The sequence below is a fragment of the Cupriavidus sp. GW823-FHT07B10 genome (assembly GCF_058794355.1).
Map to the genome: position 1 here is coordinate 97,484 of NZ_JBXAGS010000003.1, position 13,153 is coordinate 110,636.

At 65.1% G+C, this 13,153-nt stretch carries 12 protein-coding genes and 1 pseudogene; 5 read left to right on the forward strand and 8 right to left on the reverse strand.

Going from position 1 to position 13,153, the window contains the following annotated elements:
- Positions 1 to 160 precede the first annotated feature (160 nt).
- Together AC1Q6V_RS08210 and AC1Q6V_RS08215 are read left to right on the forward strand one after the other, a co-directional pair.
- Positions 161 to 496 (forward strand): DUF3175 domain-containing protein, encoded by a 336-nt coding sequence (locus AC1Q6V_RS08210; RefSeq protein ID WP_011616458.1) that lies wholly within the window; start codon positions 161 to 163, stop codon positions 494 to 496.
- A gap of 85 nt (positions 497 to 581) precedes the next feature.
- Positions 582 to 1,604: a class I fructose-bisphosphate aldolase gene (locus AC1Q6V_RS08215; protein WP_454751354.1), complete on the forward strand. Its 1,023-nt coding sequence runs from the start codon at positions 582 to 584 to the stop codon at positions 1,602 to 1,604.
- A gap of 309 nt (positions 1,605 to 1,913) precedes the next feature.
- Here AC1Q6V_RS08215 and AC1Q6V_RS08220 read toward each other — a convergent pair whose 3' ends face one another.
- Positions 1,914 to 2,369, reverse strand: coding sequence for a carboxymuconolactone decarboxylase family protein (locus AC1Q6V_RS08220; RefSeq protein ID WP_010812652.1), 456 nt, complete (start codon positions 2,367 to 2,369; stop codon positions 1,914 to 1,916).
- A gap of 9 nt (positions 2,370 to 2,378) precedes the next feature.
- Positions 2,379 to 2,795: a cupin domain-containing protein gene (locus AC1Q6V_RS08225; RefSeq protein ID WP_011616456.1), complete on the reverse strand. Its 417-nt coding sequence runs from the start codon at positions 2,793 to 2,795 to the stop codon at positions 2,379 to 2,381.
- A gap of 87 nt (positions 2,796 to 2,882) precedes the next feature.
- On the opposite strand from AC1Q6V_RS08225, the gene pdxR reads away from it, so the two are divergent.
- Both pdxR and AC1Q6V_RS08235 read left to right on the forward strand, forming a co-directional pair.
- A complete protein-coding gene (gene pdxR / locus AC1Q6V_RS08230; protein WP_011616455.1) occupies positions 2,883 to 4,295 on the forward strand; it encodes a MocR-like pyridoxine biosynthesis transcription factor PdxR in 1,413 nt (470 codons plus the stop codon).
- 471 nt (positions 4,296 to 4,766) lie between these two features.
- Complete coding sequence (locus tag AC1Q6V_RS08235; RefSeq protein ID WP_439672342.1) at positions 4,767 to 5,285, forward strand: DUF1697 domain-containing protein; 519 nt, start codon at positions 4,767 to 4,769, stop codon at positions 5,283 to 5,285.
- 96 nt (positions 5,286 to 5,381) lie between these two features.
- On the opposite strand, the pseudogene AC1Q6V_RS08240 reads toward AC1Q6V_RS08235, so the two are convergent.
- A pseudogene (locus AC1Q6V_RS08240) lies at positions 5,382 to 5,790 on the reverse strand (PPC domain-containing DNA-binding protein).
- Between the two features lie 301 nt (positions 5,791 to 6,091).
- Here AC1Q6V_RS08240 and AC1Q6V_RS08245 point away from each other — a divergent pair.
- Positions 6,092 to 6,649: a DNA-binding response regulator gene (locus tag AC1Q6V_RS08245; RefSeq protein WP_234788241.1), complete on the forward strand. Its 558-nt coding sequence runs from the start codon at positions 6,092 to 6,094 to the stop codon at positions 6,647 to 6,649.
- A gap of 271 nt (positions 6,650 to 6,920) precedes the next feature.
- Here the strand turns inward: AC1Q6V_RS08245 and flgL are convergent, their stop codons facing one another.
- The 5 genes from flgL to flgH all read right to left on the reverse strand — a co-directional run bounded on the left by flgL (position 6,921) and on the right by flgH (position 13,150).
- The gene (gene flgL / locus AC1Q6V_RS08250; RefSeq protein WP_454751355.1) at positions 6,921 to 8,150 is read right to left on the reverse strand and encodes a flagellar hook-associated protein FlgL; all 1,230 of its coding nucleotides are present in this window, start codon (positions 8,148 to 8,150) and stop codon (positions 6,921 to 6,923) included.
- Positions 8,151 to 8,196: 46 nt separating this feature from the next.
- Complete coding sequence (flgK, locus tag AC1Q6V_RS08255; protein WP_011616450.1) at positions 8,197 to 10,116, reverse strand: flagellar hook-associated protein FlgK; 1,920 nt, start codon at positions 10,114 to 10,116, stop codon at positions 8,197 to 8,199.
- Positions 10,117 to 10,252: 136 nt separating this feature from the next.
- Entirely contained in the window at positions 10,253 to 11,296 is a 1,044-nt protein-coding gene (flgJ, locus tag AC1Q6V_RS08260) for a flagellar assembly peptidoglycan hydrolase FlgJ (protein WP_011616449.1), read from the reverse strand.
- A 2-nt stretch (positions 11,297 to 11,298) separates the two neighbouring features.
- The gene (locus tag AC1Q6V_RS08265; protein ID WP_011616448.1) at positions 11,299 to 12,468 is read right to left on the reverse strand and encodes a flagellar basal body P-ring protein FlgI; all 1,170 of its coding nucleotides are present in this window, start codon (positions 12,466 to 12,468) and stop codon (positions 11,299 to 11,301) included.
- Positions 12,452 to 13,150 (reverse strand): flagellar basal body L-ring protein FlgH, encoded by a 699-nt coding sequence (gene flgH / locus AC1Q6V_RS08270; protein ID WP_454751356.1) that lies wholly within the window; start codon positions 13,148 to 13,150, stop codon positions 12,452 to 12,454. The genes AC1Q6V_RS08265 and flgH overlap by 17 nt, the downstream gene beginning before the upstream one ends.
- Positions 13,151 to 13,153: the final 3 nt, after the last annotated feature.

The window sequence follows — 13,153 nt, forward strand, 5'->3', positions numbered from 1 at the left end:
TGCGAACAACCTCTTGAGCTGCGCCCTGGGCAAAGGGGCAATTATCCCACACCGCCCGGGCCGTCTTGCCACCACGCGCCGGTCCCCCCTGACCCCCCCCGGGACGGCGAGAAGTTGCCTAGGCTAGACGGATCCCGATAAAGCTATGGGAGGACCGGAAATGGCTGCCGCGAAATCCACCCGCCGGCCGGCAAAGGGCCGCGCCAAAGCTGGCGCCAGCAAGGGGCGGCGCTGGTCGCAGCAGATAACAGAGCACAGCAACGCGCTGGACCTCGAACCGCACATCTTCGCCTCGGACAACCCCGAGGAAATTGCCGCCTCGCTCAAGCGTTCCGCCGTGAGCAGCCGGCGCCGCAAGGGCACGGCGTTCCAGTCGGCGATGTCGATGCTCAATTTCTACATCAATCGTGCCGGCCGCCATCTGCCCAGGGCGCGTCGCGCCACGCTGGAAAAGGCCAAGGGCAAGCTGCGCGAAGCGTTCGGGCGGCCACCTTAGGCAGGCGCTACGTGCCCCACCTGGCTTGCGCGACGGCGTTTTCGCGCCAATGCTTGTTCCTATGTCACCTGCACGGAGCCTGATCATGGACAGAAAAAGCGAACTGCAAGCCACCGTGGACGCCCTGGCACAAGCGGGCAAAGGGTTGCTGGCGGCCGACGAGAGCGGGCCGACTATCGCCAAGCGGTTCGAACGCATCGGCGTGGAGTCGAGCGAGGAAAACCGCCGCGCGTGGCGCAACCTGCTCTTGTCGAGCCCAGGCCTTGGCCAGTTCATCAGCGGCGTGATCCTGTACGAGGAAACCCTGGGCCAGCGCGCCGACGATGGCACGCCGCTGCCGGAACTGGCGGCGCGCCAGGGCATCGTGCCCGGCATCAAGGTGGACAAGGGCAAGATCGCACTCGCCCTGGCACCCGGGGACGAGGTCACCGAGGGTCTCGACGGGCTGGCCAAGCGGCTTGCCGGCTATCGCCAGCAGGGCGCGCGCTTTGCCAAGTGGCGTGCGGTCTACAACGTGTCGGACAAGTTGCCGGGCTGGGCTGCCGTCCAGGCCAATGCGGAAGCGCTGGCACGCTATGCCGCGATCTGCCAGGAAGCAGGCGTGGTACCCATCGTCGAGCCCGAGGTGCTGATGGACGGCGCGCACTCAATGGCGCGTTGCGCCGAGGTCACCGAGGCCGTGCTGCATGCAGTCTTTCATGCCTTGCACCGGCATGCGGTGGTGCTCGAGCACATGCTGCTGAAGCCGAGCATGGTGCTGCCCGGCAAGGAGGCCGGGCACGCGGCCCCGGCCGAGGTCGCCATGCAGACCGTGCAGGTGCTCAGGCGCACGGTGCCGGCGGCGGTGCCGGGCATCTTCTTCCTGTCCGGCGGCCAGACGCCCACCGAGGCCACCGTCAATCTGGACGCCATGAACCGGCTTGCCCCGCTGCCCTGGCGATTGTCCTTCTCCTACGGGCGCGCCTTGCAGGAGCCGCCCCTGCTCGCCTGGCGCGGCGACGCCGCCAACTCCGCGCAAGCGCAACGGGTGCTGCTGCAGCGCTCACGGCTGAATGCCATGGCCTGCCTGGGTCAATACGACGAGGCGCAGGAGAACGCCGCAGGCTGAGCTTGCCGATGCGCCTGCGCTCCTTCGGCGCAGGCGCGCAGCCCCGCAGCAAATTCCGCATACGCCAGTGCCCGCGATCCTGGCTCGCCTCAGCAACTGGATACTGATGTGGACAGGCCGGCCGACCGGTACCGGCCCAGTTCCGGTCAGTCGGTGCGTGAACTACGGGCGCCCCGTTCGGAAAGGAAGCGGACCTCTGAATGGAAAGCTGCGAAGCGCAACTCGGGGGCTACGTGCCCCCAAAAGGGAAACGCCCCTAAAGGCGCGCTTCTCAACAGACTTCACCCGGCACCCGAGGGACAACAAGCATCAGTCTTTAGCGGCCAGTGCGGACTCGGGGGCGCGCCGGAAGCTGATGGCGAGCCGGTTATAGGCGTTCATCAGGCTGATAGCCATCGTGAGGTCAGCGAGCTCTTTCTCGTTGAACGCCGCGGCCGCGACTTGGAATTCCTCCTCGGGCACGTGTGTGTCCGCCACCAGGGTGACCGACTCGGCCCATGCGAGTGCGGCCTTTTCGCGGTGAGTGAACAACGGCCCCGCTTCGCGCCAGGCTTGCACGAGCGCAAGCTTCTCGGGCGTAGCGCCCTTCTTGATCAGGTCACGGGTATGCATGTCCAGGCAATAAGCGCACGCGTTGATCTGGCTCACGCGCAGATAGACCAGCTCGACGAGGACGTCTTCGAGGCCCGACTGCATGACATAGCCGTACACGCCGCCAAATGCCTTCACACCGCCTGGCGATGCCTTGGTGTAATCCAGTCTCATTTCAAACTCCTACTTGTCGTTGATCGTCAGTTCCTTGTCGTCTGAATCGACGACAAACACGGCGAGCAGTTTTGCCGGCTTGGTCTTGCTCGCATTGCGGCTCACCGGATGGCGTGCGCCTGGCTCCTCGAAGAAGCTCTCACCAGCCTTGTATACGCGTTCCGGCTCGTCGTTCACCTTGCTGGCGACGCTGCCCGAGACGACGTATGCATAGATGAATGACGACTTGGCATGGGTATGAGGATGCGAAGCGCCTCCGGGCGGATAAAGGACCTCCACGGCGATGAGCGACTTGCCCGGGATGTTGGGAATCGCCCGGGAGAAATTCGGCTTGACCGTATCGCCAACGGTGTGTGCAGCGGCAGCCCCGGTGAAGGCGATGCTCGTAGCCGCGACGAGAGCGCGAAGAATGCGCTGAAGTTTCATGTTTATCTCCTGTGAGGCTAGAATCATGCTCTCCCGGAGGTTCATAAAAAAGAACCAAAAATTCAATTTCCTGATGTACCAGAGGCTATGGGACTCCTGGATCTGAAGCTTGACCGCGCGTCGAAAACTTCACTGGCGGAGCAGATTCGGCTCGGCATTACCGGCGCCATTGAGAACGGGGTACTCGTTCCCGGTGCCAGACTGCCGTCCTGGGTAGATCTTGCCGCACAACTCGGGGTTGCCCGAGGCACCGTCAAGACTGCATATGAGCGGCTGGCCGACGCACAACTGGTCGTTTCATCGCGCGCTTGGGGGACCAGAGTCTCTGAGCATGCTGCCGTCGCGAGCCCGATCACGGAGCGTGCGCGTTCCATCGAGTCTGATCTGCGATCCGAGCTGTACCAGCATTTCCTGCCCGGACCTGCGGTCTTTCAAATGGGCGTGCCGGCATCGGACTGCTTCCCGGCTACATTGTTTTCGCGGCTGCGAGCCCGTGCGGCACGCGACGAAGTCGAAGCGCCTGCAGCGTATCCGGACCCAAGAGGCGAACATGAACTCCGACGAGAGATCGCAGCGCATCTGGCCCTGGCACGCGGCATTGAATGCCAGCCCTCACAGATTTTCATTACGGCGGGATGCTCAGGGGCGCTCGGTGTGGCGCTGCGAGTGATTCAGGCCGAAGGCCGGAAGGCATGGGTCGAGAACCCGGGATTTTTTCCCAGCCGCAGGGCATTGGAAATTTCCCGGCTCGCAACGGTTCCCATCCCGGTAAACGAAGAAGGCATTGATGTCAGCTACGGTGAAACGCACGCACCAGATGCCGCGGTGGCTTTGGTCACCGCGGGCCAACAAGCGCCTCTGGGTCCTACCTTGTCGCTCGCTCGTCGGGTGCAGATCCTCGACTGGGCGACACGCGCGGATGCCTGGATCATCGAAGACGATTACCTGGGCGAACTCCAGCTGGCACGCCGCGCGGCTCCCGCATTGGCGTCACTCGATCGTGCGGGGCGGGTGATTCATATCGGGTCCTTCAGCAAGACCATCAGTCCGACGCTGCGGCTTGGATTTGTCGTGGTGCCGGCCTCCCTGGTAGCCCGATTCGATGAAGCCGTGGCCTGCCTTGCTTCAGCGCCCGGACCGGCAGTGCAAATGGCAACTGCTGAATTCATGCGGGATGGGCACTATATCCGACACTTGCGTCGGATGAAGCGCATCTATGCAGGCCGAAGCCATGCACTGCTGGCTGCGCTGAGGTCCAGGGGATTCCAGGCCTATCCGGCCGGACTTGCCGTGGTGATGAGGCTTCCCGATGGCGCCGACGACAAGACGATCGCTCGGGAAGCCTATGCCTACGGCCTTGCGCCCGCCCCGTTGTCGGGGTGGTATTGCTCGGCGTCTACGCAGCGATCGGGACTGCTCCTTGGTGTTGCGACAGCGATTGAACAGCAGCTGCCGGCTGCCTGTGATCGCTTGCAACACCTGATCAGCAAGTTCTCCTAGCGCAAAGGCACTGACAGCACATGGGAGGGGTGGTACACGAATTCTTCAGCTTTTTGGTGCTTTTTTAAGTCCCAGGACCAGAAAAAATGGCGTTCACCGAATCAGAACGGGGCGTCACTCCGCTCCGCTGTGTCGTCGACTTTGCGCTGCGCTGCCAGCCTGCGCAGCTCAATGGAGAAAAGCCATGAAGATTTTCGTTGCAGGCGCAACTCGCGCCATCGGACTGCCGCTCGTGCGGGTACTTCGCGCACTGAACCATGAAGTACCCGGCTCGAGAGTCCGTAACTGCGCGCTAGCAGGTCGTTTCGCCATCTCCTGTGAGATTGTTAATTCTCCCCTTTTCATAGCGGCCATGCGCTGACACGTGGGTGGGCTGAACCGCTGGCCGGCACTCGTCTATCATTGACCAGCCTGTTTACCGTTGACCGCGAGCGAGCTGTGTGGCGGTTTGCCAGCAATCACGAGATAGCCATGTCCCGATACGTTGCCTTTCTTCGCGGCGTCAGCCCGATGAACGCCCGGATGCCCGAACTCAAGCGCTGCTTCGAGGCGGCGGGCTTCTCCGAAGTGAAAACCCTGCTCTCCAGCGGCAACATCGTGTTCAACGCGCGATCGTCGTCACTGGCCAGCCTGGAGCAACGCGCCGAGAAGGCGATGCAGTCTGAACTGGGCCACAGCTTCGACACCTTCGTCCGGCCGTCCCGCTATCTCCAGGACCTCATCGACTCGGACCCTTTCGCCGAGCTCAGCCTTGCACCTTCGGCCAAGCGGGTTGTCACCTTTCTCCGCAACCCGGTGCCACCAGACGTGGAGCTGCCCATCGAGCGCGACGGCGCAAGCATCGTCAAGGCCAATGCCACGGAGGTCTTCAGCGCCTACGTGCCCGATCCGAAGAAAGGCCCGGTGTTCATGCGCCTGCTCGAACGCTCGTTCGGGAAGGGCATCACCACTCGCACGCTCGATACCGTCATCAAGTGTGCCAAGGCATAGGCTTCATGCGTAAGGCGGTCGCCCGAACACTCGCACCGAGTGGCTGAAACGGGCCGAACGACCTCATTCATCCACGCTGCCCGGGTTGCTTCGAATCTAATCCAGCGGCGGCTCGTTCCGTACCACCAGTTCCATGAACCCCTGAACTCTGGTCGTACTCACGGGCGAAACGATGTTCGGGAAGCAGCGCCAGCAATATCTCGGCAGTCGTACGGACCGTGCAACCGCGCGCCACATGACCACCGAGCACCCGACCTCGCGAGTCCGCAACCGACATGTGCAGGTGCGCTCCATCCGGTGACAGGGATCCGGCGAGCGTCAGGATCTCCAGATTGCCACGCAGTTCGGTAGCGTCTTCCGCCCCGGCAAATCGCAATTGGGCAACGCTGAGGCTCCCGATTCCCTGGATGACGAAAGCCGCATGCAACTTGAGCCGACTCAGCACGTCTTCGAGTGCGGCACGCAGATCGTCGCCGGGAGAGAGGCGTAAGGGATGTGCTTGCATCGCGCGGTTCCAGGGTGGGGCTCTGTGACAGGTTAAGGCGAATTGAGACCGATCGCAATTGAGCACCAGCTTTCGGTCGTTGGCGTCCTGCTCTGCGCGGGACGCTGGTTTCGACAGCCTCCGGCGTCCGGCCGAGGCTGGTCGCGTAACACGTTACGTTACACGTAACACCCCGCCGCGGCTGCCAGTCGTCCGCAAAGGCCGGCAGGTCCGCGTCAACCTCCCGGAAACCCGCAGCGGGCCTGGCTCCCGCGCCTGTGCGCGATGGCACGAGGCGGCCTTGCCAGAGTTGGCATTGCCCTTGCTGGTACTGGTGCAGGGCGCTGGCCACGAAGCCAACGCCGGCAAACCGGAGGAAACAAGGATGAGCTGGACGAACCGTGGAGCGGCCGCCTGGGAACAAGTCCTGGGGCGCAACCGCGAGGCACATGCCGTGGTGATCGACGACATGCCGGTGTACCGGCACGGAGTCATGCGCCTGCTCGGAGAAATGCCGGGCATTGGCCGGGTCGAACTCGTGGAAACGGACGCCCTGGCGGCACGCAATGCGCGCCTGCCGGCTCCGGCATTGCTTGTGTTCGGCATGCCGCCGGATCTTGCCGACGGCTGGCACCTGCTGCGCCTGGCCAGCCTGGCGCTGAAGCCAAGGCGCCTGCTGCTGGTCTCGGACAATATGTGGCTGCGTCTGCCACCAGGCCTCGACAGCCGCTTTGCCCGCTCCCTGTCCAGGTCCGCTTCGCTCGCGACGGTAGAACGGGACGTGCGCGCGCTGCTGGACCTTCCGCCTTCTGCGGAAGCCCCGCTCGGGCAAGACGCCGGGTCCGTAGCCTTCCAGCGCCCGTTTCACGTGCTCGCGTAAGCCGTTCACGCTGGCACCGGAGCGGGCAAGGCGCTTGGCAAGAGCCGGCGATCTTGCGCTTCGGAAAAATAGAAAGGTCCCCCGGGTTACGTGGGGCCAGGCGGAAGTGCAGGCCGAGGACGGTGCCATCTCCTGATGGCTCCTGCGTGTCCGCCTTCGTGCACGTCGCTAAATGGAGCTGCTACCCGCGGATGCAAAACTTCTTTCGGGGTTTTGCGGAACTTTTTTCCGGCTAGACAAGAACACACCTGAGGCCGCCGCCCCACCCACCTTACAAATACTTAAACAAATTCATCCCCTGAATCTGCATAAACGACTGCTGCGCCCCCTGCAGCGCCGTCTGCCGCTGGTAATACTCGGTGATCGCCTTCGCGTAATCCAGATCCTGCAGTCCCGACAGCGTCTGCGAGTACGTCAGGTCACGGTTGGACCCCACATCATCCAACGCATCGAGCTCGTTCATGCGCGAACCCACCGATGCCCGCACGGTCAGCACGTTGTCGAGCGAGTTGGAGAACTGGCGCGTGGCGGTGGAGATGACGTTGCCAAGATGCGCCCGATCACTGCTGTCGGGGGTGGGCTGGCGCAGCGTGTCGATCACGGTCTGCAGATTGGCGAACATGTCGGTGCCGGCCTCGCTGGCGGGAGCCATGGTCATGGTGTCGCCGTCCTTGGGATCGCCGGTCACGTTGAAGCTGATGCCGCCGACGTCGATATGGGCTGGCGACGTGTAGGCGGCGGGGCCCTTCACGACCGGTGCGGGGGTCGTGCCTGCCGACAGGTTGGTGATGGTGTATTCCATCTGGCCGCTGGCATTGGCCGCGAACGTGACCTGCATCGAGAGCCCATAGTCGGGATCGCTCGGGTTCGTGGTCGACACCGTGCCGAACGTGGCGCTGCCGGTGTTGTTGGCATTGCCCTTGACGACATAGCCGGCGCCGCCGGTCACGCTCATGAACACTTCGCGCCCGGTGTTGCCGGCGGGCATCTGGCGCGCCACATCGACCTGCAGCAGTTGCTGGCCGTTGTCGCCGATGTAGGCGCCCGGACCTTTGCTCTGCGTGAACGGCGCGCTGCCGGAGCGGGTGCCGCCAAACAGGTACTGGCCGTTGCCGTCGTCGGAGTTGGCCAGGCCCACCAGCTGGTTGTACAGGCCTTCCAGCGCCGTGGCCAGCGAGCCGCGGTCGGCATCGCTCATGGTGCCGTTGCCGGCCTGCACCAGCAGCGTCTGGATGTTCTGCGTGACCGTGGTCACGGACTGCAGCGCGTTTTCTTCCGCGGCCAGCGCGATATTGGCCTGCTTGCGCGAGGTTGCGTACTGGCCGTTGACGGCCTGTGCCTGGCTCACGCCCAGCGCGCGGGTGGCGCCGACGGGGTCGTCGGACGGCGTCAGGATGCTGCGGCCGGTGCCTAGCTGCTGCTGGATATGCAGCAGCGAGCCCTGCTGGTAGTTCATCGAAGCCAGGCCTTGCTGGTACAGGGTGGAGCTTGCAACGCGCATATTGGTTACCTCTTCTGACTCTGCTGACGCTTGTGGGTGCCGCAGCTTACCTGCCGATGCCGATGATGGTGTCGAACAGCGTGCCGGCCGTCTGGATCACCCGGGCGTTGGCCTGGTACAGCTGCTGGAAGCGCAGCATCGACACGGTCTCCTCGTCCATGTTGACGCCGGACACCGATTGCTGCGCGGTCTTGATCTGGGTGGTGATGCTGTCCTGCGAGGCCGAGGCGATCTTGACCGACTTGGCGCGCGTGCCGACGTCGTTGACCAGCTGGGCATAGCCCTCGCTGAAGCTGGACACACCGCCGATGGTCTTGGCGTTCTGCAGCTTGGCCAGCGCCAGCATGTTGCCGTTGTCCTTGACCGCGCCGGCGTTGCTGCTCAGCGTGAAGGTGTCGCCCGTCGCGGGCGTGCCGCCGAAGCTGAAGGTCAGGCCGTTGAGGGTGTAGTCGGTATTGCTGCCGTTGGACACGGGCGCCGGCTGGGTCGCGAGCGGTCCGTTGGCATCGCTGAAGACATAGGTGGTTCCGTCGAACCTGGCGGTGATCGTGCCAGCCAGCAGCGAATAGCCGGGCGCGACCTTGCCCAGGCTGACCGTGCCGTTGCCCTTGTTCGACGCCGCCGCGTCGGCGCGAGCCGGCGATGCCGCGGCGATCCTGGCCGGGTCGCTGATCGCCATGTCGAAGCCGGTGGCGGCATTGCGCGTGGGCTGGATCGTGAACGAATCGTTGGTGCCCATCGCCGCATTGATCTCGACGGTGAAACCGTCGGCGCTGAACTGCAGCGGGTAGCTGGCGCCGCCGGCGGGCACCGGCGTGACCACCTGCTGGTTGTCGGAGAGACGCGTCAGCGTGTAGTTGGTACCGTCGAACTGCAGCTTGTAGTCGCTGGTGGTCAGGGCCGAGGCATTGTCGATCCTGGTCGTTGCCACCGTGGTCTTCACGGTGTTGTTGGCGTTGGGGATCGAGGTGGCGCTACCCAGTTCAAACATGTCGGTGCCAATCGCGCCGTTCAGGTCGATGCCCAGCTTGTGCTGCGCATTGAAGCTCTGGCCGATTGCCAGCGACAGCCGGCCGATGGCGTTCTGCGCCGCGTCCAGGGATTCGGTGCGGAACTGCAGCAGGCCGCCCAGCGAACCGCCGGTGATCGCGCCCGGCTCGCTCTCGAACACGTTGCCGTTGGGCAGGGTGTAGGCCACCACGGTGCGGTTGGGATCGGCCGCCGAGGCTACCGCCTTCAGCTCGTACGCGTCATTGCCCATCACCAGCGGCTGGCCGTTGCCGACGAAGACGTTGTAGGTGCCGCTGTCCTGCACCACCACCTTGGCGCCGACCAGCCTGGTCAGCTCGGCCACGGCCTGGTCACGCTGGTCCAGCAGATCGTTGGGCGGCTGGCCGCCGGAGGCAGCCTTCAGGCGGGTGATTTCCTGGTTCAGGTTGGCAATCTGCCTGGTGTACGCGTTGACCTGCGTGACGGCGGTGCCGACCTGCTCATTGACGCCCGATTGCAGCTGCTTGAAGTAGTTGCTGGCCGAGCGCACCTGCCCCACCAGCGCCTGCCCCGCCGACAGCATGCCCTGGCGCGCTGCCGGATCGGCCGGGGTGTCAGCCACTGCCTGCACCGCCGCGAAGAACTTCTGCATCAGCGGCGCCAGGCCGCCCTTCTGGTCGGCGAGCAGGTTGTCGATCTGGGCGATCTGGTCCGAGTACGCCGCCAGCGATGCGCTGGCCGAGGTGGCGCCGCGCAGCTGGCCGGTCAGGAACTCGTCATAGACGCGGATCACCGTGGTGGTGTTGGAGCCGAAGCCATAGAAACCCTGGCTGGTGTACTGGCCGCCGGCCGAGGCCACGATGGTATTCTGGCGCGAATAGCCTTCGGTCGCCGAATTGGCAAAATTGTGGCCGGTCGTCGTCAGCGCGTTCTGCGCGGTGTTCAGGCCGGAAAGACCAATACTGAAGAGAGACATTGTGCTCTGACCCCGGATTGATGGGACTACCGCGGCGAGGGCCGGCGGTGGTGGATGTGGAAGTTATCGGCTGGGTGGGGGCGGGACTTTAGGTGTGGAAGTGATCTTCGCCAGATCCGCTGGCTTCCCCCTGCCCTCAGGCTGCGACCTTCTTCATGATCTTCACCAGCTTGTGCCCGTACGCCGGATCGGTGGCATAGCCCGCGCGCTGCAAGCCATGCGCCGCCTCTTCAGCCGACGCCGCGCTGACCACGCCCGCGTAGCGCGGGTTGTTCGTCAGCAGGCGGGCATAGTCGGCACAGGCCTCGTCATACGAGCCATAGGCGCGAAACTTCGCCCGCACCTTCTGCGGCTGCCCGTCGACATATTCCGTGGTGGTGATCTCGGCCACACGCCCCTTCCAGCTGGCCCCGGCCTTGATGCCGAAGACGTTGAAGGTGGTGGAGCCGTCGGCGTGCGTGATCTCGCGCTGGCCCCAGCCGGATTCCAGCGCGGCCTGGCCTACGATCAGCCGCGCCGGCACGCCGCTGGCGCGCGCGGCGGCTTCCGCGGGCCCGGCCATGCGGGCGACAAAGGCGCTGACGTGGGACGGCGCGTCGTCCGGCAACCGTCCCAGCCTGTCCTCGCCCTGGCCACGGTCCGCGTACCACTGCGGCTGGTACTGGCGCAGGCCGGCAGTGGGATTCCAGTTCTGCCCCGGCACGATGGTGCCGATCGCCGGCAGGTCGGCCTGCTCGCCGGCGTCGGCCGGGATCGCCCCGGCGCCGCGGCTGTCGAGCAATCTTGCCATCTCGGCATCGGCCGCCTTGCCTGACTCGGCCGGGCTCATGGCGCTCATGCCGGCCGGCATCGGCGTGCCCGTGGCGCGCGCCAGCTGCCGCACCATCACATCGGCCAGGCCGATCCCGCGCGACGACATCTGCTGCGCAAGCTGCTGGTCCATCATCGACATATAGAGCTTGCTCTGCTCGTTGTCGAAGAGGCCGTCCTGCGGGGTGGCATCGCGCATGCTCTTGAGCACCATCTGCGTGAACACCGCCTCGAACTGCCTGGCGACGGCTTGCAGCGTATTGGCGTCGGCGCCGCCGCGCGCGCTGTGCTTGAGCGCCTCGAAGCCCTGCGTGTCCAGCGCAAAGCGCTGCGTCAGCTCCGCCGCCTGCGGGGGTCGTGCCGTGTTCATGGTCAGATCACTTCCAGCTCGGCGCGCAGCGCCCCGGCCGCGCGCATGGCTTCCAGGATGGTCTGCAGGTCGGCCGGGGTTGCGCCCAGCGCGTTCAGCCCCTTGACCACGGCGGCCAGCGAGGCGCCCGCCTTGACGATCTGCAGCGAGCCGCCCTGCTGCCTCATGTCGATCTGCGACACCGGCGCCACCACCGTCCGCCCTTCGCTAAATGGCGCGGGCTGGCTGATCACCGGTTGCGTGTTGATCACCACCGACAGGTTGCCGTGCGCCACCGCGCAGTCTTCCACGGTCACGGCCTGGTTCATCACGATGGAACCGGTGCGGGCGTTCAGGATCACCTTGGCCGCGGCCTTGGCCGGGGTCACGTCGATGTTCTCGATGCGGGCCAGGAAGCCCACGCGCGCGGCCGCCGAGGCCGGCGCACGCACCTGCACCACGCGCCCGTCCAGCGCCGCGGCAACGCCGCCGCCCATGGAGCGGTTGATGGCTTCCACCACGCGCTCGGCGGTGCCGAAATCGGTGTCCTTCAGTTCCAGGTTGAGCACGCCGCCATCCGGCTGGAACGGCGCCACCGCGCGCTCAACGATCGCGCCATTGGCGATGCGCCCCACCGCCAGCTGGTTGACCTGCACCTTGCTGCCGTTGGCCGATGCGCCCGCGCCGCCCACCAGCATATTGCCCTGGGCGATGGCATAGACCTGGCCGTCGGCGCCCTTGAGCGGGGTCATCAGCAGCGTGCCGCCGCGCAGGCTCTTGGCATTGCCCATCGACGACACCACGATGTCCAGCTGGCTGCCGGGCTGCGCGAACGCAGGCAGCGAGGCGGTCACCATCACCGCCGCCACGTTCTTGAGCTGCATGTTCTTGCCGGCCGGCAGCGTGATTCCCAGCTGCGAGAGCATGTTGGTCAGGCTCTGCGTGGTGAACGGCGTCTGCATGGTCTGGTCGCCGGTGTTGTCCAGGCCGACCACCAGGCCGTAGCCCACCAGCGGGTTCTCGCGCACGCCCTGGAACGTGGCCAGGTTCTTCAGACGCTCGGCCTTGGCGACGCTGGCAAAGGCGCCAAAGGCCACGCCCAGCGCCAGGCTGATCACGCTCAGGCGCAGCAGGCGGGACAGGAAACGGGCGAGCATCGGAGCAGACATGGCGCGGTCAGAACGGTGAAACATTGAGGAAGAAGCGCTGCAGCCAGCCCATGTTCTGCGCTTCGTCGATCACACCCTTGGCGGTGTATTCGATGCGCGCATCGGCGACCTGCGTCGACAGCACGGCGTTGTCGCCGGTGATCGTGCGCGGATTGACCACGCCGGAGAAGCGGATGAACTCGGCGCCCTGGTTGATGGCCATCTGCTTTTCGCCGGAGACCACCAGGTTACCGTTGGTGAGCACCTCGAGCACGGTCACGGTGATGGTGCCGTTGAAGGTATTGGCCGCGCTGGCGCCGCCGCTGGCCTTCATGGTGTTGGCGCCGTTGATGCTGGCGTTGCTGCTGCTGTTGAACAGGCCGCTGAGCGCGCGCGGCACGGCATCGAACGCCAGCGCGGTGTTGCCGGTGCGGCTGGTATTGGTGCCGGAATTCTTGCTGGCGTTGACGTTCTCGGTTATCAGGATCGTCAGGATGTCGCCCACATTGCGCGGACGCCGGTCCTCGAACAGCGGGTTGCCGGCGTAGGACGACTGGTAGATCGAGCCCGAAGCCGGCCCCATCGGCCGCGGCTCTGCGCGCGCGGTGGTGGGCAGTTGCACCAGCGGCTCGCGCGGCATCAGCGCGCAGCCGCCGCTGGCCAGCATTGCCACGCCGGCCAGGCAAACCAGCCCATGCGCGCCCAGGCGGGAAAGCAAGGTGGCCATGTT